Raw genomic sequence first — 25,513 nt, forward strand, 5'->3', positions numbered from 1 at the left:
CCGGTATGATGCGCAGCTTGTGCATCATTTTGATGCGCCGTTGATGCACCGCCGCGCCCGAACGGCCCGGTGCGAGATCGAAAGATTCTGTAATATAAATTCCGTATACTCGTAATTTTTGATTCAGGTGCTGCCTGCCTCCACTCAGGCCGACCGCCCGCGCAGAACAATCAACATTCGTCGCCGCCAGGCCCCCCGCGCCGCGACAAGCTATGCACCGCCACTGAACAATCTATGTCTTCCCGCCACCCTGGTCCGCCCGGCCGTACCGCGGCGGTGATCGCCCGTGTCTCGGCGCTGATCCGCAACGAGCGCGTGCTGTCGCCGCTGCTTGCGCTCGGCATCGGCCTGTTGCTGATCGTGGTTTTCCAGCACCTGTCCGAATCCGTCGACTACCGCTCGGTGATCCGCCAGCTGCGCCACATGTCCGTCGGCGAATGGGGCGCGTCGCTTGCCGCGACGGCGCTCAGCTATCTCGCGCTCGTCGCCCGAGATGCGGTCGGCCTGCGCTACGTCGCCGCGAAAGTGCCGCGCGCCGCGCTGTGGATCGGCGCGATCGCCGGCTCCGCGCTCGGTAACGCGACCGGCTTCGGCGCGCTCACGGGCGGCGCGGTGCGCGCCCGCGTGTACGGCGTGTCGGGCGTCACGCCCGCGCAGATCGGCCGGATGACCGTGTTCACCAGCGGCACGCTCGCGCTCGCGCTGGTGCTGATGACGGCAGTCGGCATGGTCTGCGTGCCGCAGACGCTCGCCGCGATGCTGCACGTCGCGCCCGGCGTGCTCACGTGGAGCGGCGCGGCGCTGCTGATCGTGCTGGCCGTGATCGTCGCGATGTGCGGCAACACCGCGCGTCCGGTCGTCACGCGCTTCAAATGGCTGGCGTTCGACGTGCCCGCGCGGCGCGATCTCGTCGCGCAGGTGGTCTATGCGGTGCTGGACGTCGTGGCCGCCGGCCTCACGCTGTGGGTGTTGCTGCCCGCGGCGTCCGTCGGCTTCCCGACCTTCATTACCGTCTATGCGGCCGCGCTGCTGCTCGGGATGATCGGCCACACGCCGGGCGGGATCGGCGTGTTCGAAGCCGCGATGGTCTTCACGCTGGGCCGCGAAGTGCCCCCGCACGCGATGGTCGCCGCGCTGATCGCGTACCGCGCGATCTACTTCGGCGTGCCGCTCGTGCTGTCGGCCGGCCTGCTGGCCGGTTTCGAAGGCCGTGCTATGCGGCGCCGGCTCGTGTCGCGGCAGGCCGCGCGCGTGTCGCAACTGGCGCCGCTGTTCCTGAGCCTCGTCACGTTCGCGGTCGGCGGGATGCTCGTGATCTCGAGCGCGACGCCCGCGTTCTGGCACCGGATCGCGATCCTGCGCAACGTCGTGCCGCTGTGGGTGCTCGAAGGCTCGCAGGTGATCTGCAGCGTGCTGGGCGTCGCACTGCTGTTCGTCGCGCGCGGGCTGCTGCGCCGCCTCGACGGCGCATGGTGGATGACCTTCGCGCTGACGCTCGCGAGCCTCGCGCTGTCGCTCGCGAAGGGCCTCGCATTCGTCGAAGCCGGCGTGCTCGGCACGCTGCTGGTGCTGCTGCTCGTCAGCCGCCGCCGCTTCAACCGTCATTCGTCGCTGCTCGCGGAGCGCTTCACGGTGAGCTGGTTCGTGTCGGTGACGATGGTGCTGATCCTCGCGGTGTGGGTGCTGTGCTTCGCGTTCCGCGACGTGCCGTACACGCGCGATCTGTGGTCGCATTTCTCGTTCGACGCCCGCGCGCCGCGCGCACTGCGGGCGACGCTGGCCGCCGGCGTGTTCGTCGCGATGTTCGCGCTGTGGCAACTGCTGCGCCCGGCGCCGGGCCGCTTCGTGAAGCCCGTCGCACAGGATCTGCTCGACGCCGAGCAGATCATCCGCGCGCAGGAGTGCAGCGATGCGGGCCTCGCGCTGATGGGCGACAAGTCGTTCCTGTTCTCCGAGTCGCGCCGCGCGTTCCTGATGTACGCGAAATACGGCCGCACGTGGGCCGCGCTGCACGACCCGGTCGGCCCGCGCGACGAATGGCCGGCGCTGATCGGCAAGTTCATTGCGCTCGCGCATGCGCACAGCGGTCGCGCCGCGTTCTACCAGGTGCGCGCGAACGCGCTGCCGCTGTATCTCGACGCGGGGCTCACGCTGATGAAGCTCGGCGAGGAAGCGCACATCGCGCTCGACCAGTTCGACCTGAAGGGCTCGAACCGTTCGCACCTGCGCTACGCGCTGCGCCGCGGCGACAAGGACGCGCTGACCGTCGAGGTGATCGCGCCGCCCGACGTGCCGGCCGCGCTGCCGGCGCTGCGCGACATCTCCAACGGCTGGCTCGACAGCCGCGACGCGCGCGAGAAGAGCTTCTCCGTGGCCGCGTTCCACGACGGCTATCTCGCGACGCAGTCGGTGATGCTCGTGCGCCAGGCCGACAAGCCGATCGCGTTCGTCACGTTCATGACGACCGACCTGAACACCGAGGCGACCGTCGGCGTGATGCGTCATCTGCCGGAAGCGTCGCCGTATGCGATGGAGTATCTGTTCACGCAGCTCGCGCTGCATCTGAAGGAAGCGGGTTTCCGCAAGCTGAGCCTGGGCATCGCGCCGTTCTCGGGGATGGGGGCGGCGAAGATGCCGTCGCCGTGGCACCGGTTCGGGCTGATGGTCTGGCGCTTCGGCGGCCGCTTCTACAACTTCCGCGGCTTGCGTGCATTCAAGAGCAAGTTCGAGCCGCACTGGGAGCCGCGCTATCTCGCGGCCTCGGGCTCGGTCGGCGTGTTCGTCACGCTCGCGGATCTGTCCCTGCTGGCTGGAGGTCGGCGTTCATGATGTTGAAGAAGGTTATCGCGCAGGCGGCACTCGTCTGCGCGGGAATGATGCTGGCCGGCGCCGCGTGCGCCACGCAGCCGCCCGCCATGAAGGCGCAAACCGTGTCGGGCGGCCGCTACGGGCCCGTGACCGTGACGAAGCCGAACGGGCCGCTGCGCGGCTTCGTCGTGCTGTTCTCGCGCGAGGCCGGCTGGAGCGCGGCCGATCAGCAGGCTGCCGATGCGCTCGCGAAAGTGGGGGCGATGACGGTCGGCGTGGATTCGGAGCGCTATGCGGCGAACCTCGCCGCGAAGCAGGAAACCTGTCACCACCTCGACGGCGACGCCGAAGCGGTCAGCCACCAGCTCGAACGTCTCGCGCAGTCGTCGCGTTACTACGCGCCGATCGTCGCGGGCGTGGGCCAGGGCGGCGCGATCGCGAAGCAGATCCTGTCGATGGCGCCGGAAAACACGATTGCCGGCGTCGTGTCGGTCGACCCGGCCGTGAAGCTCGATGCGCGCTTCAAGCCGTGCCCGCCGGATGCGACGATCGTGCGCCGCGCGATGCCCGGCTTCGTCGAAACGGCGGCCGGCGACACCACGAAGCTCGTGTCGCTCGTCACCGCGCACCTGCACGACACCAGTGCGAGCGACGAGCTCGACGTGTCGGACCTGCCGCTCGTCGAACTGCCGGCCAAGGGCGGCAGCGGCCGGCTCGCGATCGTGATCTCGGGCGACGGCGGTTGGCGCGATCTCGACAAGACGATCGGCGAGGCGCTGCAGCGCGACGGCGTGTCGGTGGTCGGCATCGACAGCCTGCGCTACTTCTGGAGCGAGCGGCCGCCCGCGCAAGTGAGCCGCGACCTGGCGCGCGTGATGCGCACCTACATGGCGCGCTGGCATGCGGACCGCGTGGCGCTGGTCGGCTACTCGTTCGGCGCCGACGTGATGCCGTTCGCGTACAACCGGCTGCCGGCCGACCTGCGCGACAAGGTCGCGGTGATGTCATTGCTCGGCTTCGCGCCGGCGGCCGATTTCCAGATCCGCGTGACGGGCTGGCTCGGGATGCCCGCGAGCGACAACGCGCTGAAGGTCGCGCCGGAAATTGCGAAGGTCCCGTCGCAGCTCGTGCAGTGCTTCTACGGCGCGCAAGAGAAGGACACGATGTGCCCGGCGCTCGCGAACACCGGCGCCGACGTGATCAAGACGGGGGGCGACCACCACTTCGGCCACGACTACATCGCGCTCGAGAAGAAGATTCTCGGCGGGTTCGGCAGGCCGGTGGCGGCGCGCTGAACGGCGCCCGCTTCGCGGCGGGCGCGGTGTATGTGGTGTATGCGGTGTATCGAACGGGCGGCCTGCGAGCCGCCCGTTGTCATTTCTCTGCCTGTGTCGCGGCGTCCTGCCGCGGCACCGTTCCTCTCGCATCGCGCTGATAGAAGCCCGGAAACCGGTCGAGTTGCCGGCGCGCGGCCGCGATGTCGGTATCGCCGCCGAGCACCGCGCTCGAAAACCCGGTGCGCTCCATCAGCAGCAACTGGTCGACCAGCACGTCGCCCGTTGCACGCAGGTCGCCGGTGAAGCCGAAGCGCTTGCGCAGCAGGTACGCCTGGCTGTACGCACGGCCGTCGGTGAAGGACGGAAAATGCAGGTCGATGCGTGCGGCCTGCGCGATCCGTGCGGCGAGCGGCGGCAGTTCCTCGTCGTTGCCGATCGTCAGGCGGTCCGGCGTCGCGGTATCGGGCGTGTCCGCGTCGCCGGCGTGCTCGGCAGGCGTCAGCAGCCGGATGCGTGCGTTCGCGTTGTTGTCGTCGGTCGGTTTCATGCGTGCTCCGCGTGGTGACGCGCGTCGTTCGCGGCCGCCTTGAAGGGTTCCGCGCCGATGCGGCGCACCGTGTCGATGAATCGCTCGGCGCGGCCGTCGGTGTCGAGCCGCGCATCGAGATACGCGTTGACGAGCGCATCCACGACATCGACGATTTCTTCCGCCGAGAACGACGGGCCGATCACCTTGCCCGGCCGTGCGGGGCCGCTCGCGCTCGAGCCGTCCGAGCCGCTGAGCGTGACCTGGTACCACTCGGCGCCGTCCTTGTCGACGCCGAGAATGCCGATGTGCCCGCTGTGATGGTGGCCGCACGAGTTGATGCAGCCGCTGATGTGCAGGTCGATGTCGCCGACGTCGTGCAGCATGTCGAGATCCTGGAACCGTTCGGCGATCGCGTCGGCAATCGGGATCGAGCGGGCGTTCGCGAGTGCGCAGAAGTCGCCGCCGGGGCACGCGATCATGTCGGTCAAGAGCCCGACGTTCGCACTCGCGAGCCCGACGGCGCGCGCGTGTTCCCACAGCAGGAACAGGTCGTCGACGTGCACCCAGGGCAGCACCGCGTTCTGCGCATGCGTGACGCGCGCCTCGCCGGCCGAGAAGCGCTCGGCGAGGTCGGCGAGCGCGTCGAGCTGTTCCGGCGATGCATCGCCGGGCGCCTGCACGCGGCGCTTGAACGACAGCGTGACGATGCGCAGCGCCGGGTCGCGGTGCGCGGCCACATTGCGCGCGAGCCAGCGTGCGAACGCCGGATGGCGGGTGGCGTGCGCGGCCATGCGCGTGTCGGCGTCCTGCAGGTCGAGCGTGCGCGGCTTGACACGCGGCGGTACGAACGACGCCGCGATCCGGTCGAACTCGGCCTGCGGGATCGTGTGCGGGCCGCCGTCGAGTTCGACGATCTGACGGAACTCCTCCTCGACGTCGTCGAGATAGCGCTGCCCCTCGGTCTTCACGAGGATCTTGATGCGCGCCTTGTACTTGTTGTCGCGGCGTCCGTAGCGGTTGTACACGCGCACGATCGCCTCGATGTAGTTCATCACGTGCTGCCACGGCAGGAACGCGCGCAGCAGCGTCGCGATCATCGGCGTGCGTCCCATGCCGCCGCCGACGCTCACGCGAAAGCCGAGTTCGCCCGCGTCGTTGCGCACGAGCTTCAGACCGACGTCGTGCCAGTCGGTGGCCGCGCGGTCCTCGGCCGCGCCGGTGATCGCGATCTTGAACTTGCGCGGCAGGAACGCGAATTCCGGATGCAGCGTCGTCCACTGGCGCATCACTTCGGCGAACGGCCGCGGATCGGCGACCTCGTCCGGCGCGACGCCCGCGCGTTCGTCGCACGAGATATTGCGGATGCAGTTGCCGCTCGTCTGGATCCCGTGCATGTCGACGGTCGCGAGCAGGTCCATCACGTCGGCAGCCTTCGCGAGCGGAATCCAGTTGAACTGCACGTTGGTGCGGGTCGTGAAGTGGGCGTTGCGGGTCGGCAGGCGCAGCGTGCCGAGCAGCGCCTGCGCGTCGCGGGCGGCGCGATAGGTGGCGTCGTCGGGCACGTCGTAGTCGCGTGCGATCCGCGCGAGCACGCGCAACTGCGCGCTCGACAGTTCGCCGTACGGCATGGCGACGCGCAGCATCGGCGCATGGCGCTGCACGTACCAGCCGTTCTGCAGGCGCAACGGCCGGAATGCGTCCTCGCTCAGCGTGCCGTGCTGCCATCGTTCGAGCTGGTCGCGGAACTGGGCGGCGCGGCTGTGCACGAGCGCCCGGTCGAAATCGGTATATCGGTACATGACGTGATACGCGAGATGAGCGGCGGCGCACGGGGTGTGCGCCGCTCGACAGGGAGGTTGCGACGGGTGTCGGGCAACGGGAGACAGCGTAGGGAACGCCGGGCGGCGGGACAAGCAGCAGATCGGGATGGAAAGGGCGCAGCAGATCGGCCGGCACGACGCCGGCGCAAACGGACGGGCATGCACGCATGCCCGTGGCGGGTTCAAGCGTCCACGATCAGCGCCGGATTCAGCGCGCGGATGCGCTGGTCGATGAAGTAGCCGCCGCCTTCCTGATAACGCAGGTATGGCCGGCCGCACGATACGCAGCGGCTGACGTTGCAGCGGTTGTACGGGAAATGACGCGGCGCGATCGGCGCGTCGTCCGACGCATAGCGCGTGCCGGCCGGATGATATTCGTCGTAGCTCGGCTCGGCGTCGCCGGGCGGCGCGAGCGTGGCCACCTCGGTCAGTTGCGTGTCCGGCAACGACAGCGGCAGGGTCGTCCAGCCGGCGAGCGGTGCTTTCGTGCACGTGCACGGCTGCGTGACATGTGCCGCTTCGGCCGCGAGTTTCAGCAGCGCATCGTGATCGAGGTAGGGCAGTCGGCTCATGGGGAAATCGTGAAGGAGCGGCGGGATCGGCACTGTAACGCGCGCGCGGCTTTGCTGCATGGGCGTGACGCAGGCGGCGCGCAGCTTGCGCGCGATGCGATCAACCCGACTTGCGCACCGCCGGTTCGGCGATCAGCTCGCCGAGCACGCGGATCGCGCGCTCGATGTCGCGGCTCCACGGATGCCCGAAGTTCACGCGCACGCAGCGCTCGAACCCGTGCGCGGCCGAGAAGAGCGGCCCCGGCGCGAAGCTGATGCCGCGCGCGATCGCCTGCCGGTGCAGCTCCATCGCGTCGATCGCGTCGGGAAACGACAGCCACAGGAAATAGCCGCCGTCCGGCCGCACCCATTCGACGCCCGGCGGCAGCCAGCGCCGCAGCGCGTCGTCCATCCGCGCGAGCTGCGTCTGCAGCGCGCCGCGCAGCTTGCGCAGGTGGCGGTCGTAGCCGCCGTGCTCCAGGTAGTTCGCGATGCCGGCCTGCGCGGGAATGCTCGCCGACAGCGTCGTCATCAGCTTGAGCCGCTGCACCTTCTCCGCGAAACGGCCGGCGGCGGTCCAGCCGATCCGGTAGCCCGGCGCGAGCGTCTTCGAGAACGAACTGCAGTGCATCACGAGCCCGTGCCGGTCGAACGCGCGCGCCGGCAGCGGGTAGTCGGGGCCGTAATGGAGCTCGCCGTACACATCGTCCTCGATCAGCGGCACGTTGCGCGCGGCCAGCATCTCCACCAGCGCGCGCTTCTTGTCGACGGACAGCGTGACGCCGGTCGGATTCTGGAAATTGGTCATGAACCAGCACGCGCGGATGTCGTGCCGCTCGAGCGCGTTCGCGAGCGCGTCGAGATCGAGGCCCGTGCGCGGATCGACGGGAATCTCCACTGCGCGCAGGTCGAGCCGCTCGATCGCCTGCAGCGCCGCGTAGAAGCCGGGCGATTCGACGGCCACGACGTCGCCCGGCCGCGTGACGGCCATCAGGCACAGGTTCAGCGCTTCGAGCGCACCGTTCGTGACGACGATCTCGTCGACGGGCTGCGCGACGCCGGTCGCGAGATAGCGTCGCGCGATCTGCTGGCGCAGCGCCTCGTTGCCGGGCGGCAGGTCGACGACGGTGCTCCACGGGCTCACGAGCCGCGTCGCCTGCGCGAGCGATTTCGCGAGGCGCGGCAGCGGAAACAGCTGCGGCGACGGGAACGCGGAACCGAGCGGCACGATGCCGGGCTGCGTCGCCGCATCGAGCACCGAGAACACGAGATCGCTGATGTCGACCTTGCGCGTGGCGCCGGCGCGGGTCGCGCGGCGTTTCGCGGGCGGGGCCGCGTCGGGGTCGGCGCCGGCGCCCGGCGCGACGTAGTAGCCGGAGCGCTCGCGCGCGCGGAGCAGCCCCCACTGTTCGAGCAGGTAGTACGCGCGGAACACCGTCGACTGGCTCACGCCATGCTGCGCGATGATCTGCCGCAGCGACGGCAGGCGCGTGCCGACCGCGATGTTGCCGTTGCGGATTTCGTCGGCGATCGTATGGGCGAGGGTTTCGTAGCGTTTCATCGGCGCGGGCGCAGGCACGTGGCCGCCGCGCGGGCCGGTGCGGCGCCGCGCCGGCGGGCGCGGGTCATTGTCCGACGAGCGGCCCGAAAAGGAAAGCGCGACGGCCGCGGCCCATCGCGCTGTCGCGTTACTTCCGTTACTTCCGTTACTTGCACCGCTTGCGCCGCATCAGGCCGCGTTCGGCTCCGCGTTGCGTGGGTTCGCGCCGTTGCGCAGCGGCGGCAGCGGCTCGACCTTGCCGACGACGAACAGGTACGACAGCGCGCCGACCACGCACAGTGCGCCGGCCACCGCGAGCGGCACGACGAACGAGCCCTTCGTGATCGACAGCATCACGCCCGTGAACGTCGTGATGAAGATGCCGGCGAGATTGCCCGCGAAGTTCTGGATGCCGCCGAGAGAAGCGACGTGCGCGGGCGTCGGTGCGACTTCGCCGACCAGCGTCCACACGTTCGCACCCGCGAACGACAGGCTTGCATAAGCGAGCGCGAACAGCGCGAGGCAGGCCCACACGTTCTCGACGAACGCCGACAGCGCGATCGACGACGACAGCAGCATGCCGAGCACGAGGCAGGTCTTGCGCGCGGCGGTGGCGCTCCAGCCGCGCCGGAACAGGCTGTCCGACACGTAGCCGCCGAGCCAGCCGCCTGGAATCGCGAGCAGCGCGGGCAGCATGCCCCACGTGCCGAGCGACGCGAGCGAGAAGCCGCGCGACTGCAGCAGGTAGCTCGGGAACCACGTGATGAAGAAGTAGATCGCGAAGTTCAGGCAGAACAGGCCGATCATCATCCCCCACACGGTGCGGTAGCGGAACAGGTCGAGCCACGACACCTTCGGGCCGTCGGTTGCGTTCGCAACGACCGGCGCACCGCGCTGCGCGAGCAGCGCATCGACCGCGTCCGGCGCGATCGCGCGATAGCGTTCCGGGTCGCGGTAGATGAACCACCACGCGAGCGCCCACACGATGCCGATCGCGCCGGTGATCGCGAACGAGCCGCGCCAGCCGACGATCGAGATCAGCCACGCGACGAGCGGCAGCGACAGCGCGGAGCCGACGCGCGAACCGCTGTCGAAGATGCTGCTCGCGAGCCCGCGTTCGCTGCGCGGGAACCAGTTGAACGCGACCTTCGCGAACGACGGGATCGCGGCCGCTTCGCCGACGCCCAGCATCAAGCGCACGCCGACGAGCTGCGCGAGGCCGCGCGCGGCGCCGGTTGCGACGGTAAATACCGACCACCATCCAACTGCAAGCGCGAGGCTCACGCGCACGCCGACCTTGTCGATGAACCAGCCGGCCGGCAACTGCAGGAACGCATACGTCCAGAAGAACGCACTCAGCACGAGCCCCATGCCGACCGCATCGAGCCCGAGATCGGCGCGGATGCTGGGCGCGGCGATCGCGAGGTTCGCGCGATCGATGAAGTTGATGACGTTGGCCAGGAAGCACATCAGGATCATGGTCCATCGGATGCGTGGCATTGAAGTCTCCGCGCGGAATGTCGTGACGGGCGACCGGCGATCCGCTGCGCCGGCCGCCTCGGGAGGGGCGGGTTAGCGCGACGCTTGCAGTTGCGTTTGCATTTGCATTTGCATTTGCGTTTGCGTTTGCGTTTGCGTTTGCACGTGCGGCGTGGCATCGAACTTCGCCAGCGCTTCCCACAGGCCGTTCAGGTACACCGCGCCCAGTGCGCGGTCGTAGAGGCCGTAACCGGGCTTGCCGGTTTCGCCCCAGATCATGCGGCCGTGATCGGGACGCACGTAGCCGGTGAAGCCCGTGTCGTGATACGCCTTCACGATCGCCGCGATGTCGAGCGAGCCGCAGCTCGACAGGTGCGCGGTTTCCTCGAAGTCGCCGTTCGCGTCGACCTTCACGTTGCGGATGTGCGCGAAATGGATGCGGCCCTGTGCGCCGAATTCGCGCACGAGCGCTTCGACGTCGTTCTGCGGGCCCGCGCCGAGCGAGCCCGAGCACAGCGTCAGCCCGTTCGCGGGCGTGTCGACGATGCGCAGGATCCGCGCGAGATCGTCGCGGTTCTTCACGATGCGCGGCAGCCCGAAGATCGGGCGCGGCGGATCGTCCGGGTGGATCGCCATCTTCACGCCGGCTTCTTCGGCCACCGGAATGATCGCGTTCAGGAAGTACTCGAGGTTCGCCCACAGCGCGGCTTCGTCGACGTTGCGATAGTCGGCGAGCAGCGCCTGCAGCTCGTCGGGCCGGTAGCTCGAATCCCAGCCCGGCAGCGCGATCCCGTCGTTCGGGTCGATCCGGTCGACCGCGGCGGTGCTGAACGCGAGACAGGTCGAACCGTCGTCGAGCGTCTTCAACAGCTCGGTGCGCGTCCAGTCGAACACGGGCATGAAGTTGTAGCAGATCACGCGGATGCCGGCCGCGCCGAGATGGCGGATCGTCTGCCGGTAGTTGTCGATCAGGCGGTCGCGGTTCGGCTTGCCGAGCTTGATGTCCTCGTGGACGGGCACCGATTCGACCACCTCGAAGCGCAGGCCGGCCTGCTCGATCGTCGCCTTGAGCGCGGCGATCTTGTCGGCGGGCCACACTTCGCCCACGGGTTCGTCATAGATCGCGGACACGATCTGCGTGACGCCCGGAATCTGACGGATGTATTGCAGCGAGACCGGATCGGACTCGCCGTACCAACGGAAGGACATCTTCACTGGAGCAGCTCCTGACTGGCGGTTCATGCATCGGACGACCGGCGGCGGCATGCCGGTTCCGTCGTCGGTGTGAGCGCATTATGATTGGTATGCCAGTTCGGCGGGATAGTGGTTTACCAGTTGTTCGGTGGTTGTCCACCGTCTTTCTGCGGATCCCGCACGCGCGTACCTTAGGCCCGGCACCGCGGCTGGTGGCCAGCTGGCAAAATTGGTGTACCATTTTGTCGATCTGGCGCCGCACGTGCGCCGGCAAGCCGTTGCGAGCCCATTCGATGACCGATCTTTCCAGCCTGCCCGCCAGCCGCGACACCGAAGCCGCGGACCGCTCCTATATCGGCCTTGCGCGCGAGATTCACGCGATGGTGGCGGCCGGGGCGTTCGAGGCCGGGGCGCGGTTGCCGTCCGAGCGCAGTCTGGCCGACCAGTTCGGCGTGAGCCGCACGCAGGTGCGCGAGGCGATCATCGCGCTCGAGGTGCAGGGGATCGTCGAGGTGCGGGTCGGCTCGGGCATCTACGTGTCGGCGGCCGACGCAGCGCGCCCGGTGACGTTCGAGGTGCCGCGCGGCCCCGGTCCGATCGAGACGCTGCGCGCACGCGGGCTGATCGAGGCGGAAGTCGCGGCGCTCGCGGCGACCGAGCGCAAGGACGCCGATCTCGACCGGCTGTTTTTCTCGCTGACGACGATGCGCGAGCAGATGAACGACAAGGCTGCATACGACACAGCCGATCGTCAGTTCCATCTGCGAATCGCGGAATCGACCGGCAACACCGTGCTGCTGCACATGGTCACGGCGATGTGGGACTGCGCGCGCAGCGATCCGCTGTGGGACAAGATCGAGGAACACTTTCACTCGACCGCGCTGCGCGAAGCGTCGCAGGAGGATCACCAGCGCATCTTCGCGGCGATCATGGCGCGCGATGCGAATGGTGCGCGCGACGCGATGCGTGCGCATCTGTCGCGCGTGATCGCGGAGTTCACGCAGGCCTGGCGCTGATTCGTATTCGCATTCGCATCGATGCGAATGCACGCAATACGATCCGACGAATGACGTGCGTTCCCGATTCGCGTGTGGCTTCTTCCAATTGCGCGGCCGTATTTTTTATGGTCTCGTTGACGATCTCGCATCGGCTCAAAAAAGGACAGTCGAATGCAGGCCGGGAATCTATACGGGGAGCCACTGGTCACGGTTACTGGTGTGCGTCGGCGTGCGCGCCGCGTTTTGCGTCGGCTGCTGCTCGTCGCGACGCTCGGCGCGTGCTGCGTGCCGGCGTGGGCCGCAACCGCGGCGTCGGCCGGCAGTGCCGCCGACACCATCCTGCGCGTGCTCGCGTGGCCGGGCTATGCGGACCAGGATGTGGTCGATGCATTTGAGACGCAATTTCATGCGCATGTGGAGGTGACGTTCGTCGATTCCGACGAATCGCTGTGGAGTCACATGCACAGCGCGTCCCCGCCTCCGTACGACGTGCTCGCGGCCAACACGGCGGAGCTCCAGCGTTATGCGCGCGAAGGCCTGCTCGCGCCGATCGACTTGTCGCGTATCCCGAACCGCCGGCGGCAACTGCCGAATTTCCAGCACGTCGCGTTGATCGGCGGCCTCGTGCACGACGGCCGGACCTACGGGATTCCGTTCACGTATTCGTCGATGGGCCTCATCTACGATCGCAAGCAGGTGGCGGTCGCGCCGCGCTCGATGCTTGAATTGTGGAATTCCCGCTATCGCGGCAGGGTGCTCGACTTCAACAGCGCGCAGCACAACTTCTCGTTCACCGCGCTCGCGCTCGGCTATCCCGACCCGTTCCACTTGTCGCCCGCGCAGACGCTGGCCGTCACGCGCAAGCTGGTCGACCTGCGCCGCAACCTGCTCACGTATTACACGCTGCCTGAAGAAGCGACCGCGCTGTTCGTCCAGCATCACGCGGCGTTGATGTTCGGCAATTACGGCACGCAGCAGGTCGAACTGCTGCGTCGCGCCGGCGTGGATGTCGGCTACGTGATTCCGGACGAGGGCGCGCTCGCGTGGCTCGACTGCTGGGCCGTCACGAGCGGTGCGCAGCGTCGCGAACTCGCGTTCGCGTGGATCAACTATATGCTCGAACCGGCGGTCGGTGCATTGCTGACCACCCGCCAGGGGCTCGCGAACACGCTCGAAGCGCCGCCCGGTCTCGCGGCCGGGCATCCGCATCTCGTGTGGATTCAGCCGGTCGAGGACATTGCGCGGCGCGAGTCGTTGTGGAGCCGCATCGTGTCGGGCGATCGCCCGGAGCGGTTCGAAAAATGATCCGGCTCGGGCTCACGTCGAAACTGTCGGTGCTGTTCGCGTGCATCGGCGTGATCGCGTCCGGCACGACCGGCTACTACGCGTATCGCGCGAACCGGACGATGCTCGTGGACGAAGCGCAGCACAGCCTGCTGATGTCGACCCACCTGCTCGGCCAGCGCTTCGCGACCGCACTGGCCGACGTCGCCGACGATGCGCTCGTGCTCGCGCAGTTGCCGTCGTCGTCGCTCGTCGCGCGCGACGAACACGCGGATCGGGGCGCGCGCACGCGGCTCGAACAGGTGTACTACAGCTTCATGAAGAATCACCCCGAATACCTGCAGATCCGCCTGATCGCGAGCGGGCAATTCGGGCTGGAGCGCATCCGCGTCGATCGCGACACGCGCGGCGTCGTCGTGCTGCCCGAACGTGCGTTCCAGGAGAAGGGGCAGTTTTCCTACGTGTTCGATACGCTCGCGACCGCACCCGGGCACATCTATCTGTCGCCGATCGCGATCAATCACGAGACCGGTTCGCATGCGGCCGAAGGGCTGCCGATCCTGCGCGTGGGGACGCCGGTCGTCGATGCGTCCGGCCGGGTCGTCGGCGCGCTGATCGTCGACATTGCGCTCTCGCGTGTATTCCAGCGACTCGAACGCGATTTGCCGGAGGACTACTCGGTGTACCTCGCGAACGAATGGGGCGATTTCCTCGTGCATCCCGATCCATCGCAGACATTCGGCTTCGATCGCGGGCGGCGCGTGCTGATGCAGGACAGTTTTGCCGGCACGCGTACGCTATTTACCGGCCCGCGCACGTACGTGACGCTCAACGGCCTGCTGCAACCCGACCAGGCGCCGGGCGAGATGTTCGCGTTCGTGCGAACGCCGTTCGGCAAGAACGAGGGCAACCGCTTCGTCGTGCTGGGGATGGCGCGTCCGCTCGCCGACGTGCTGACGCCGGCCGCGATCCTCGGCGACCGGATCATCCGGATGGTGCTGATCTCCAGCCTGCTGGCGGTGATCCTGGCGATCCTGTTCGCGAGCGCGATCACGCGGCCGCTGCAGATGCTCGCGCGCGCGGCGACGCACGTGTTCGACGACCCGGCCGCGGAGCGGCTGCCCGTTGCGCGTTCGGACGAGATCGGCGTGCTCGCGCGCTGTTTCGACAGCATGCGTGTCGAGATCCGCACGCAGGTCGCGATGCTGCGTGCGAAGCAGCAGGAACTCACGCACCTCGCCGGCCACGATCCGTTGACGGCGCTGCCCAATCGGCTGCTCTTCATGGAGTATCTCGACGCGGCAATCCGGCATGCGGCCGCGATGGGGCAAGGGCTGGCCGTGATGTTCGTCGACCTCGACCGCTTCAAGCAGATCAACGATCAGCACGGACACGCGGCCGGTGACCGGGCGCTCGTCACCGTCGCGAAACGGCTGAGCCAGGTGCTGCGCAGCGGCGACATGGCCGCGCGGCTCGGCGGCGACGAATTCATCGTGCTGATTTCCGACGTGCGCTCGTCTGCGGTGATCGGCGATATCGCGTCGCGCATCCAGCTCGTGATGGCCGAGGAGCTCGAATTCGGCGACAGGCACCTGGCCGTCGGCGCGAGCATCGGCGTCAGCGAATATCCGGCCGACGGCACGTCGGCCGAGGAGCTGCTCGTCAAGGCCGATGCGGCGATGTATGCGGCGAAGGGATCCGCGCAGCGTGCGTGCGTGCGCTATCAGGAACTGTTGGGTGGCGCACTCGGCACGGAACCGGACGGTCACATTGCGTCGGGCGGCGCCGGCTGATGGCTCGCGGGGTTGGCGGTCGATGGTCGACGGTCGAGCCGGCAAGCGGCGTAAACGCAACGAGCCCGTCGCGGGACGGGCTCGTTGCATTCGCGAACCGCGCGCGAAGCGCGCGGTGGCGGCACGCTTAGTGGCCGAAGTAGACCGAGTCGCGTGCGTTCTGCACCTTGACGGCAGGCGCGCCGCCCTGGACGACCGGAGCCGGCTGTGCGCCGTAGCCGGTGGCGTCTGCGCCATGCACGCGATCTTCTGCGGCCTGGATGTCGGCCGGGTAGTACGGGCTCGACTGGCTCGGCTTGTAGCCGGCCTTTTCGAGCTGGACGAGTTCGTTGCGCACTTGCGCGCGGGTCACGGTGCTTTGGGCGAATGCACCGAACGAGGCGGACAGGGCGACAGCGGCGACGACTGCGGAAACGAGCGATTTCATGATGACCTCCGATGTTCTATTGACTTCGCCGGCGACACCATGTCGTAAGCGATTGATTACATCGTAGGCTTCGGCGGACCTAGGGTAAACCTGCATTCCGGTGAAAGATCATTGCCGGCGAGGCAATAATATTGGGATAGACTCGCTCCGACCCCAATCGCTATTGCGGGATCTGCGAGTGCAGCGGAGGAAGGCGGCGATCCGTCGTTCGTGCATGGGCGGGCGCCCGGCGGCTCGGCGCCGGTAGACGGGAGGGAACTCGGGGGCTGCGCTGGATCAGACGCCGTCGGCGTCGTCGATTTCCTTGCGCTCGCGGCGTTCCTCGTTGCCGCGGCGCGCGCGCAGGCGCTGGCGCGACAGGACGGCGATCACCTGCTGGGTCGGCGCGCCGGACGGCAATTCGTTGCGGATGCGGTCGGGCACCATCGGCAGGCCCGCACGCTGTCGGCGCAGTGCCTTCGCGATCGCACGGCGGCATTCGTCCCCGTGGCAATCCCATTCATCGCGGATTCTCTGGCAATAGCGGCATTGTTCCATCCGTGCAGTCTAACGCGTCTTGGCGAATGGGGCGGGGAGTGACGGCGGAACGGCAACGGATGGCGGGGGCGGCGCGGCCGGCGTAGCGTGCCGCGCGCTTCGTGCCGATGCAGGCGTCAATGCGAAGACTTCGCCGCACGCGCCTTCACTTGAGCGACCAGACGCCCCAGATCGCAATCAGCAGACCGACACCGAGCCCGCAGCCCAGCAACACCCATGTTTCCATTTCACGCCTTTGAAATCGTGCCTTCGCCGACGAGGGTGTCGGCCGGCAAGCAGCAATGTAAGGCACGGACGCGGAAGTCGAAGGATGGATCGACGACGCTACGGCCGACATCGGCGTCGTAGCGGGCACCAAGACGTTCGCGCACGAGCTGCCGCTGCTCGACGAGGATTTTGTCGCGGTGGCCGCGCACGACGCGTTCGACGGCCGCAAGAGCGTGTCGGCGAAAGTGTTGTCGGCGGGGCCGTTCATTTTCTCGAAAGCCGGGTGCGGGCCGGTCATCGCGGATTACTTCGCCCGCAACGGTGCGGCGCTGCGCGCCGCGTTCAACGTCGTCGAGATGCGGACGATCCTGTCGATGGCGGAGGCGGGCATGGGCGTGTCGATCGTCCCGCGCATCACGCTGACCTACACGCGATTCGGCGGACGCGTGCTGGAGCTGTCGCCCCGGCTGCGTCGTTCGGTGCGCCTGGCGTGGAGCGCGACCGGCAACGCGGTCGCCGATGAATTCGTGAAGCTGGTCGGCGCGCAGCGCGCCAACGCGGGCAAGGCAGGCAAGGCGACCCGGCCGCGGGCGAAAAACGGCAAGTAGCGAGCAACGCGGCGCGATGAAACGCGCTCATCATGCACTTGCAATTTATTCATGCCGACGCATGTCGACATGCAATACATTGGTGGACATTCGCCGCTGATTCTATCGCCTCGAAGGAGATCGCCGTGCCGGCCTTGCCTACCCTGATTGCATTCGGACTCGTGTCGCTCGGCATGGTGCTGACGCCCGGCCCGAACATGATCTACCTGATCTCGCGCTCGATCTGCCAGGGCCGCCGCGCGGGCCTGGTGTCGCTCGGCGGCGTGGCGCTGGGTTTCGTCGCCTACATGTTCTGCGCAGCGTTCGGCATCACCGCGCTGGTGCTGACCGTGCCGTATGCATATGACGTGTTGCGCTTCTGCGGTGCGCTTTACCTGCTGTATCTCGCGTGGAATGCGCTCAAGCCCGGCGGCCGCTCGGCGTTCCAGGTCCGGCAATTGCCGCATGACAGCAGTGCGAAACTTTTCGCGATGGGCTTCGTGACGAACCTCGCGAACCCGAAGATCGCGGTGATGTATCTGTCGTTGCTGCCGCAGTTCATTTCAGCGGGGCATGGCAGCGTGCTGACGCAATCGCTGGCACTGGGCTGCGTGCAGATCGTGGTCAGCCTCTGCGTCAACGCGCTGATCGCGTGCATGGCCGGTGCGATCGCGGGGTTTCTTGCCGGTCGACCGGTGTGGGCGCTGGTTCAGCGCTGGCTGATGGGCACGGTGCTGGCCGGATTGGCCGTGCGTATCGCGCTGGAATCGCGAAGCTAGGCGACGGCGCTCGGGCGCTGAGGCAGCCGACCGCCGCGACCCTTCCGTAAATTCCCGATACGCGTCGCGCGACGCTAAGGGGGGCTTCATCCGCGATGCGCGGCATGAGCGCTCCGCCGCCCGCTACACCATCACGCGCAGCGGGCGATCGACGCATCAATGCCCGCGTCGCTTTTTGCTCAACTCGATCGTCTCGAACAGCTCGTATTGCGCGGTCGGTTTCTGATCCGCGCCCGGCGCGTGGTAGTAGCGCATCGTGATCGTCGTCTGGCCGCCCGGCTGGCCCGGATCGTGGTCGAACACGGCGATCCCGTAGCCCGTGCCGGTATCGCGGCGCGCGGACCAGATCGCGTCTTCGAGCGCATCGGCGCCGTGCCGCACGAACGTGTTCGCGGCGGTGCCCGGTACCGGCCGGTTCGGCTTCGTGAAGATTTTCGCCTGCGCGTAACCCGTCGCCGGATTCTCGCCGTATACATCGAGTGGCGCACTGGTGCCGCCGCCGCCGAGGATCAGGTGGATCGTACCGTCGCTCGTGTCGAACGTCGTGCGCGTCGGATCGGCCGTGCCGACCGGACGCGGCTGCAGCGTCTCGACGACTTCGCCGGTCGCCGCATCGACGCCCGTACGGTGATTGCAGCCACGCACCGGATAGCTGCGCTCGTAGTCGTGATCGTGACCGCACAGCACGAGATCGACGCCGTAGCGATCGAACAGCGGCAGCCACGCCTCGCGGATGCCCTTGTCCGACCCGTTGCCCGTCTTCGACGAGCTCAGCGCATCCTGGTGCATCTGCACGACGATCCAGTCGATGTCGTCGTCGTGCGATGCGTGACGCAGCGTGTGCTCGAGCCAGCGCGTCTGTTCGCCGTTGCTGTAGCCGCGCACGTAGAACGACGTGCCCGGCGCGATCGGCGGGCGGCCGGTGCTCGCGGCCGGCACGAGCGGATCCGGGCCGCCGACGAACGCGGCCGCATCCTGGTACACGACGTCGTCGGCGTCGAGCGAGATGAACAGCACCGAGCTCACGCGGAAGCTGTACCAGCGGCCCGGGAAGCGCGTGCCGTTCTCCGGCAGCGTATAGCGCGCGAGATACGAGTCGAGGCCCTGCGGGCCGTTGTTGAACTCGATCTCGTGATTGCCCGGGCACGGCATCCACGGCCGATTCGCGGCCGAGGTCTGGTTGTTGTTGCCGAAGTCGCGCCACACCTCGGGCTGATGCGCGGGGTTCAGGTTCGCGTAGCAGAGGTCGCCGTTCAGCAGGTGGAACAGCGGCTGGAACTGCTCGACGGCCTGCACCGCGAAGCGGCTTTGCGGCGACGACAGCACCCACGCGCCATTCGGCGTCGCGAGGTCGCCGTAGCTCGTGAAGCGGAACGGCGCGCGGCCGCGCGGCGCGGTCGTGAAGGTCGCGGAGAACGGTTGCGCGGCGTTGCTGTCGTTGTCGGCCGTCAGTTCGTAGCGGTAGCGCGTGTTCGGCTTCAGCCCGTGCACGCGGGCGTGATACGTGAACACCGTCTCGCCGTTCAGGCCGTCGGTGTAGAGGCGCTGCACGCCGTGCACGGTGTGCGCCGCGTCGCCGTCGGCGACGATGCGCGCGCGCGGATTGACGGCCGGCGCGAGCGATGCCCACGAGATCGTGACTTCGGACGTCGGGTCGCTGCCCCACGTCAGGTGAACCTGTTCGGGCGTGCCGTCGGGGTTCGACGCGGCGGCACGGGCGGCTGCGAGCCCGCCCGCGGCGGTCGCGAGGCTCGATACGCCGGCCAGTTTCAGGAAGCCGCGACGCGACACGGAAGCGGCCGGCTCGTTCGGCTCGGCTGGGAAGTTGTCCGGGTTCGACATGATCGTAGTTTCGTTGTTGGGACGCGAGATGAGGAACCGCCCGGCCTGCGCGTGCGCGTGCGCGGCCGGGCGTGGGCCGGAAACGAGCGGGATCCCGGTGATGCGTATTGTCGAAGGGCAGTTTTGCCGGGTTGTGACAGACGGGAAACAACGCGGCGCGCGCGTCCATCGATGCCTCCAGCGCGCGGCGCAAATTTATTTGCCGATCACGCGACGGATTTCTTCCGCACGCGTCGTTCAAGGAAATGAACGGCCGCTTCCGGCCGAGCGCGATGCTTCGGAGTCTTTCATGAAACTTTCCATCTCATTGCGGCTACCAGTCGATCCGGTGCTTCTCCTCGGTTTCGCTGTGCCGCCAGTCGTCGTCCGCATGCAGATACTGGCTGGTCGTCGTCAGCGACACGTGCCCGAGGTTGTCGCGCACGAGCCGCAGGTCGACGCGACCGTCGGCCATGTGCGAGCCCGCGCTGTGGCGCAGCCAGTGCGCGGACGCCTGTTCGAGCACGCGCGCCTGTTCTGCGCCGGCTTCACCCTGCGCACGCAGCTGGTCGGCGGCGAACCGGAATACCTGCTTCACGATCCGGTGCAGCGCCGCGCGCGTGAGCGGCTTTCGCGTGCGACCGGCCGGCAGCACGAGCGGCGTGGGCTCGCCGTCGGCGGGCAGCGGCGGCAGGCCGTGCGCGCGCCGGTAGCGCGCGAGTTCGGCCATCATCTCGGCCGTGGCCGGCACGAGCCGCTGCCGGCCGCCTTTGCCGGTCACGTCGAGCCACCAGCGATCGCGCCCGTTTGCGTCGCGTCGCGCGAAGAAATGCCCCATCGTCGTGTCGGCGGCTTCGGTGATGCGCAGCCCGCCGAGATACAGCAGCGCGAACACCCAGCGCGCGCGATCCGCATGAAACGACGCGCGCGCATCGTCGCGCGGCATCGCGGCGATCGCATCCTTGACCGCCTGCCACAGCGGCGCGCCGAGATGGCGCGCGACGCGCGGCGCGGGCCGTCGTTGCCGCTGCCGCGACAGCGCGAGCGGATTGCCGGCCAGGTAGCCGGCCTGCACGAGCCACGAGAACATCACGTTCAGGATCACCATCGCCTGCCGCTGGCTGGCCGCCGACAACGGCCCGTAGAACGGCCGCCAGCGCGGGTCGCCGCGCGGATGCTTGCGGCCGCCGTTCGCGCACCACAGATCGGCGGGCGCCGGCGCGAGCACGAATTGCCGGTACACGACGAGATCCTCGTGCGTGAGCGACGACAGCGGCTTGCCGCACGCGATCACGGCCCACAGCAGCAGGCGCTCGGCTTCCTTCCGATAGTTCTGGAACGTGGTGGGCGTATCGACGAAGCGCGCGAGCCACGCGCGCACCGCGTCGAGATCGTTGGTCGCCGCGATCTGCGGATGTGCGCTGGTCGAGCGGTTCGTGCCCGCGCGTCCGTCGAGCGCGGCCGGCACGGTCAGTGAATCGATGGGCAGCGGCCGCAGCGCGGCGTCGGACGGAACGGGTGAGGTCATGCGAAGCGAGGCGTGGCGCTCGCCCGTGGCCGGGCGGGCGCGGGCGGCGCGACGAAGCGGTCGAGGAAGCGCCGATGGTAATACACGATCACCACACGGTGAAGCCGCCGTCGACCGCGACCGCCTGACCGGTGACGAAGCGCGCGGCGGGCGAGCACAGCCACATCACCGTTTCCGCGATGTCGCGCGGTTCGCCGAGCCGCGCCATCGGCGTGGCCTGCACCAGTTGCGCCATGTCGGCGCGGTTCTCCGGACGGTCGGTGATCGCCGTATGCGCGATGCCGCCCGGGCATACCGCGTTCACGCGGATGCCGTGGCGCGCGTAGTCGATCGCGACCGCGCGCGTGACGCCGATCACGCCGCTTTTCGAGGCCGAATACGCGGACAGCCCGGGGCCGCTGACGAGCCCCATGATCGACGACGTATTGACGATCGCGCCGCCGCCCGATTGCAGCATGTGCCGGCATTCGTGCTTCATGCACAGCCACACGCCCTTCAGGTTCACGGCGATCGTGCGGTCCCATTCGTCTTCGTCGAGTTCGGCGACGGGCGCGCCGCGCGGGGCGATGCCCGCGTTGTTGAACGCGACGTCGAGGCGGCCGAACGTGTCGACCGTCGTATCGATCGCGGCGCGTACGTCGTCGGCGATCGAGACGTCGGTGCGCAGCACGATCGCCTTCGCGCCGAGCTGCGTGATGGCGTGCGCGGTGTCTTCGGCGGCGGCCACGACGGTGTCGAGCAGCGCGACGTGCGCGCCGGCCTGCGCGAAACACAGCGCGGCCTGTCGTCCGATGCCGGTGGCCGCGCCGGTCACGACGGCGACTTTTCCTGCGAAGCTTTCCATGCCGGTCTCCTGCGGCGTTGTACGGAACGACAGATTAGGGCGCGGTGGCGTGCGCTTCGACGTTGAAACGGACTAGGCGGATTCGACGGAGAAGGGAATGCCGAAACGTAGCGCGTCTACAGCGACCGATCGGGCAAGCACCACGCTTTGCTTTCGAAGAACGCAACGCATGCCGCGGCATGATGGACGCGGCCGAGCCGTCCGCGTTTCGCGCACGTTACCCGAGCGACAACACGCTGTTCAGCAACGTCCGCACGAGCGTCGCCTGCCGCGTGACGCCCGTCTTCGAAAAGATCGCCCGCAGATGCGAGCGCGCGGTGTTCTTGCTGATGTCGAGCTCGTCGGCGGCTTCCTCGAGCGTCGCCCCGTTGACGAGCGCGAGCGCCAGCGTGGTCTCGGCCGGTGTGAGATCGAACAGCTTGCGCACGATGTCGTGCGACGCCTGCGACTTGCGCTCCGCGTCGCGGATGAAGATCGCGCAGGCGGGCCGGCGCGGATTGTCCTCCGACCATTCGCTGAGCGGCACGGTGCGGATCAGCACGCCGAGCGGCGGCTTGCCGGACGGGCGCGTGACCGCGATCGCCTGCGCGACCGTCGGCGCACCGCCCGCGCGCTCGGCGAGCACTTGCCGGATCAGCTTCTGCAGCTTGCGGTCTTCCAGCGGATACGACGCTTCGAGCACGCCGGCGCGCACGCGCAGCCCGTCGCATTCGGCGAAGATCTCGTCCGCGACGCAATTGGTCTTCATGATCGCGCCGCGCTCGTCGAGGATCGCGGTCGCGACGAGCATCCGGTCGATCGTGGTCGCGTACAGCGTGCGCTCCGATTCGACCATTCCGAACTTCGCATGCAGCCGCACCGCGCGTTTCAGGTGCGGCAGCAGCGCGTTGCAGACGGCCTTGTCGGTCGTCGAGAACGCCCGGCCGCGATGCGAGCGGCACACGCGAAACCGGCATTCGATCCCGTCGGCCGTGCGCAGGTCGGCGCCCATCAGGTGGCCCACGTCGAACGGCTCGAGAAACTCGCGATACATCGCGCTGCTGCGCCACACGCCGACGCCGAGCAGCTCGTCGACGGTGACGACGCGATCGCTCGGCAGGTTTACGAACGGATCGAGCGCGTAATAGTAGTTGTTGTACGACGCGACGCCCGGCAGCGGCGCGCTGTGCTCGGACGCATTGATCATCAGCCCCGCGTGACCGCTGGCGGGCCAGCGCAGGATCATCGTCACGTAGTTCGCGTCGAGGTGCACGCGGATCTGTTCGAGTGCGCCGCCCCACGGCACGTCTTCCAGCGGGCCTTCGTAGATTTTCGTGAGCAGTGCGTCGAATTGCTCGAGCGTCAGCGTCGATTGCGCGAGGCTCGGGGGAAGGGCCGGGGGCGCCGTGGTCATTCGGGTTGTCTCCTGTTGCAGCCGCCGGGTCGCGGTGCGCCGGGCGTGCTGGTGCGTATGCATACGCGTGTGTGCGGCCCGACCGCCCGCGGCGGCACACACACCTGCACGAGGATACGGTAGCGCGTCGACGCGCGCACGGCATCCTACGAATGAGGGTGGCGGCACGCCATCTGTAAGCTATTTGTGAACTATCGCGAAGCGGCGCTCGTCTAATCGGCCCGCCCACGCTTCCAGAGGAACATCATCAGATGAATCGCCACACCAGAACGCTGCTCGGCGCGGCCGTGATTGCCGGCAGCACGCTGCTCACCGCCTGCCAGACCGACGCGGCGGCGACGGGCGCAACGGCCGCGACGGACGCGCGCGCGGCGCGCCCGGCCGACGGCCGCCCGGTGACGAAAACCGTGTATGTTGCACCGCAGCCCGCGCGCTGCACCGGCGTCGCGCCGATGGACTGCCTGCAAGTGCGCAGCAGCCCGGCCGAGCCGTGGAGCCTGTGGTACGCCGGCATCGAGGGTTTTGCGTACCAGCCGGGCTATCAATATGTGCTGGAAGTCGACGAATACCGCGTCGCGCAGCCGCCGGCCGACGGCTCGTCGATTCGCTGGGTGCTCAAGCGCGTGGTCGAGCGCCGCCAGGCGAACTGACGGCGCGGCGCCCGCTGGCTCGCCGCGCCGCTTACGCGGACGGGCGTGGCGCGATCGGGCGCGGCGGCGCGGCCGTGTCGATGCGCCGGAACACGAGCGACGACAGCAGCGTGACCGAGCCCATGCACGCGAACGACAGCATGAAGCCGTTCGCCATCGAACCCCAATGCGCGGCGAACAGGTTCACGAGCCCGCCGCCGATCGACACGCCGAGCCCCATCGCGAGCATCTGCATCATCGTGAACAGGCTGTTGCCGCTGCCGGCGTCGGCGTGCGACAGCCCCTTGAGCGTCACGGCGTTCATCGCGGCGAACTGCATCGAGTTCGCGGCGCCGAACACGATCAGCAGCACCATCTCCAGCACCGGCGCCGGTCGCGTCGAAATCAGCGCGAACCCGGCGATCGCGCAGCCTACGATCCCCGTATTCACGACCAGAAACGTCGCATAGCCGAAGCGTCTGGCGAGCGGCGCGATCCAGCGCTTCGCGATCACGCCGGCGATCGCGGCCGGCAGCATCATCATCCCCGACTGCAGCGGCGTGTAGCCGAGCTGCACCTGCATCAGCAGCGGCAGCATGAATGGCACCGCGCTTGTGCCGATCCGGCACAGCAGGTTGCCGAGCAATCCCGAACCGAAGTTCGGCTCGCGGAACAGCCCGAGCCGGAACAGCGGCTGCGCACGGCGGCGCGCATGGGGCAGGTAAGCGAGCGCGCTCGCGACGCCCAGCACGGCCAGCGCGATCGCCCAGCCGGTGCGATGCGTGGGCATCGGCGGATCGGTCGCGAGCGACAGCGCGATCATCGCGACCGACAGCAGCGCGCAGCCGACGAAGTCGAACGGCGGCGGCTGCGTCGCGTGGTCGTGCGGCAGGTAGCGCTGCACCGCGATGAACCCGACCACGCCGACCGGCACGTTGACGATGAACACCCAGTGCCAGGAAATCGCCTGCGTGAGCCAGCCGCCGAGTGTCGGCCCGACGATCGGCCCGAGCTGGCCGGCGATCGACACGAACGCGATCGCCGCGACGTACTGTTCGCCCGGCACGCGGCGCAACACGGCGAGCCGGCCGATCGGCAGCAGCATCGAGCCGCCGATGCCCTGCAGCGCGCGTGCGACGACGAGCTGGCCGAGCGTGTGCGATGCGGCGCAACCGATCGATGCGAGCGAGAACACGAGGATCGCCAGCGAAAACACGCGGCGCGTGCCGAACCGGTCGGCGAGCCAGCCGGACGCCGGCGTGAGCATCGCCATCGTCAGCGTGTAGACGACCACGATCGGCTGCATCGCGAGCGGCGACGCATGCAGGCTTTGCGCGATCGACGGCAGCGCGGTATTGACGATCGTCGTGTCGAGCGACTGCATGAAGAACGCGGCGGCGACGATCCACAGCAGCGCGGAGTGTGAGGGTTCGCGGGACATGACGTGATTCGAGGGGCGGCGACCGTGGCCGGGCGGCGGCGCGGCGG

Annotated in this window: 20 protein-coding genes and 1 pseudogene; 8 read left to right on the plus strand and 13 right to left on the minus strand. The window is 68.3% G+C overall.

The features are described from left to right. Positions 1 to 234 precede the first annotated feature (234 nt). Complete coding sequence (gene mprF, locus O1Q03_RS00280) at positions 235 to 2,829, plus strand: bifunctional lysylphosphatidylglycerol flippase/synthetase MprF (RefSeq protein ID WP_269501000.1); 2,595 nt, start codon at positions 235 to 237, stop codon at positions 2,827 to 2,829. Further along, the gene (locus tag O1Q03_RS00285) at positions 2,826 to 4,103 is read left to right on the plus strand and encodes a virulence factor family protein (RefSeq protein WP_269501001.1); all 1,278 of its coding nucleotides are present in this window, start codon (positions 2,826 to 2,828) and stop codon (positions 4,101 to 4,103) included. Before mprF ends, O1Q03_RS00285 begins: the two co-directional genes overlap by 4 nt. A 79-nt stretch (positions 4,104 to 4,182) precedes the next feature. On the opposite strand, the gene O1Q03_RS00290 is transcribed toward O1Q03_RS00285, so the two are convergent. From O1Q03_RS00290 to uxuA, 6 genes are all read right to left on the minus strand, one after another. Further along, positions 4,183 to 4,632: a DUF934 domain-containing protein gene (locus tag O1Q03_RS00290; protein WP_269501003.1), complete on the minus strand. Its 450-nt coding sequence runs from the start codon at positions 4,630 to 4,632 to the stop codon at positions 4,183 to 4,185. Then, the gene (locus tag O1Q03_RS00295) at positions 4,629 to 6,413 is read right to left on the minus strand and encodes a nitrite/sulfite reductase (RefSeq protein WP_269501004.1); all 1,785 of its coding nucleotides are present in this window, start codon (positions 6,411 to 6,413) and stop codon (positions 4,629 to 4,631) included. Before O1Q03_RS00295 ends, O1Q03_RS00290 begins: the two co-directional genes overlap by 4 nt. Positions 6,414 to 6,616: 203 nt before the next feature. Next, positions 6,617 to 7,006: a hypothetical protein gene (locus O1Q03_RS00300; RefSeq protein WP_269501005.1), complete on the minus strand. Its 390-nt coding sequence runs from the start codon at positions 7,004 to 7,006 to the stop codon at positions 6,617 to 6,619. A 100-nt stretch (positions 7,007 to 7,106) separates the two neighbouring features. Next, positions 7,107 to 8,546, minus strand: coding sequence for an aminotransferase-like domain-containing protein (locus O1Q03_RS00305; RefSeq protein WP_269501006.1), 1,440 nt, complete (start codon positions 8,544 to 8,546; stop codon positions 7,107 to 7,109). A gap of 168 nt (positions 8,547 to 8,714) precedes the next feature. After that, a complete protein-coding gene (locus O1Q03_RS00310) occupies positions 8,715 to 10,025 on the minus strand; it encodes an MFS transporter (RefSeq protein WP_269501009.1) in 1,311 nt (436 codons plus the stop codon). A gap of 72 nt (positions 10,026 to 10,097) precedes the next feature. Continuing rightward, positions 10,098 to 11,219, minus strand: a complete 1,122-nt coding sequence (uxuA, locus tag O1Q03_RS00315; RefSeq protein ID WP_269501010.1) for a mannonate dehydratase — start codon at positions 11,217 to 11,219, stop codon at positions 10,098 to 10,100. Positions 11,220 to 11,491: 272 nt separating this feature from the next. Between uxuA and O1Q03_RS00320 the strand changes: the two genes are divergently transcribed. From O1Q03_RS00320 to O1Q03_RS00330, 3 genes are all read left to right on the plus strand, one after another. After that, positions 11,492 to 12,214 (plus strand): FadR/GntR family transcriptional regulator, encoded by a 723-nt coding sequence (locus O1Q03_RS00320; RefSeq protein ID WP_269501011.1) that lies wholly within the window; start codon positions 11,492 to 11,494, stop codon positions 12,212 to 12,214. Between the two features lie 153 nt (positions 12,215 to 12,367). Continuing rightward, positions 12,368 to 13,501 carry an extracellular solute-binding protein gene (locus O1Q03_RS00325; protein WP_269501012.1) on the plus strand — a complete coding sequence of 378 codons (1,134 nt, stop codon included), beginning with the start codon at positions 12,368 to 12,370 and terminating at the stop codon, positions 13,499 to 13,501. Continuing rightward, positions 13,498 to 15,273, plus strand: a complete 1,776-nt coding sequence (locus O1Q03_RS00330; protein WP_269501013.1) for a diguanylate cyclase domain-containing protein — start codon at positions 13,498 to 13,500, stop codon at positions 15,271 to 15,273. The genes O1Q03_RS00325 and O1Q03_RS00330 overlap by 4 nt, the downstream gene beginning before the upstream one ends. Positions 15,274 to 15,400: 127 nt before the next feature. Here O1Q03_RS00330 and O1Q03_RS00335 read toward each other — a convergent pair whose 3' ends face one another. Together O1Q03_RS00335 and O1Q03_RS00340 are read right to left on the minus strand one after the other, a co-directional pair. Continuing rightward, positions 15,401 to 15,700 (minus strand): DUF4148 domain-containing protein, encoded by a 300-nt coding sequence (locus O1Q03_RS00335; RefSeq protein WP_269501015.1) that lies wholly within the window; start codon positions 15,698 to 15,700, stop codon positions 15,401 to 15,403. Positions 15,701 to 15,976: 276 nt separating this feature from the next. Next, complete coding sequence (locus O1Q03_RS00340; protein ID WP_006760082.1) at positions 15,977 to 16,237, minus strand: hypothetical protein; 261 nt, start codon at positions 16,235 to 16,237, stop codon at positions 15,977 to 15,979. Positions 16,238 to 16,524: 287 nt separating this feature from the next. Between O1Q03_RS00340 and O1Q03_RS00345 the strand changes: the two are divergent. Continuing rightward, positions 16,525 to 17,052: pseudogene (locus O1Q03_RS00345) on the plus strand (LysR family transcriptional regulator substrate-binding protein); the annotation flags it as partial. Positions 17,053 to 17,177: 125 nt separating this feature from the next. Continuing rightward, entirely contained in the window at positions 17,178 to 17,810 is a 633-nt protein-coding gene (locus tag O1Q03_RS00350; protein WP_269501016.1) for a LysE family translocator, read from the plus strand. 156 nt (positions 17,811 to 17,966) lie between these two features. On the opposite strand, the gene O1Q03_RS00355 is transcribed toward O1Q03_RS00350, so the two are convergent. From O1Q03_RS00355 to O1Q03_RS00370, 4 genes are all read right to left on the minus strand, one after another. Then, complete coding sequence (locus O1Q03_RS00355; protein WP_269501018.1) at positions 17,967 to 19,652, minus strand: purple acid phosphatase family protein; 1,686 nt, start codon at positions 19,650 to 19,652, stop codon at positions 17,967 to 17,969. A 313-nt stretch (positions 19,653 to 19,965) separates the two neighbouring features. Beyond that, on the minus strand, positions 19,966 to 21,159 hold the full coding sequence (locus tag O1Q03_RS00360; RefSeq protein ID WP_269501019.1) for a tyrosine-type recombinase/integrase: 1,194 nt from the start codon (positions 21,157 to 21,159) through the stop codon (positions 19,966 to 19,968). A gap of 88 nt (positions 21,160 to 21,247) precedes the next feature. Further along, the gene (locus tag O1Q03_RS00365) at positions 21,248 to 22,003 is read right to left on the minus strand and encodes an SDR family NAD(P)-dependent oxidoreductase (RefSeq protein WP_269501020.1); all 756 of its coding nucleotides are present in this window, start codon (positions 22,001 to 22,003) and stop codon (positions 21,248 to 21,250) included. A gap of 217 nt (positions 22,004 to 22,220) precedes the next feature. After that, complete coding sequence (locus tag O1Q03_RS00370; RefSeq protein ID WP_269501021.1) at positions 22,221 to 23,396, minus strand: helix-turn-helix transcriptional regulator; 1,176 nt, start codon at positions 23,394 to 23,396, stop codon at positions 22,221 to 22,223. A gap of 251 nt (positions 23,397 to 23,647) precedes the next feature. Here O1Q03_RS00370 and O1Q03_RS00375 point away from each other — a divergent pair, with 251 nt between their 5' ends. Continuing rightward, on the plus strand, positions 23,648 to 24,046 hold the full coding sequence (locus O1Q03_RS00375) for a DUF4377 domain-containing protein (RefSeq protein WP_269501023.1): 399 nt from the start codon (positions 23,648 to 23,650) through the stop codon (positions 24,044 to 24,046). Between the two features lie 31 nt (positions 24,047 to 24,077). Here the strand turns inward: O1Q03_RS00375 and O1Q03_RS00380 are convergent, their stop codons facing one another. Continuing rightward, entirely contained in the window at positions 24,078 to 25,466 is a 1,389-nt protein-coding gene (locus tag O1Q03_RS00380; protein WP_269501024.1) for a DHA2 family efflux MFS transporter permease subunit, read from the minus strand. Between the last annotated feature and the right edge of the window lie 47 nt (positions 25,467 to 25,513).

Origin of the sequence: Burkholderia sp. IMCC1007 (assembly GCF_027257875.1) — a bacterium.
Classification (GTDB): Bacteria; Pseudomonadota; Gammaproteobacteria; order Burkholderiales; family Burkholderiaceae; genus Burkholderia.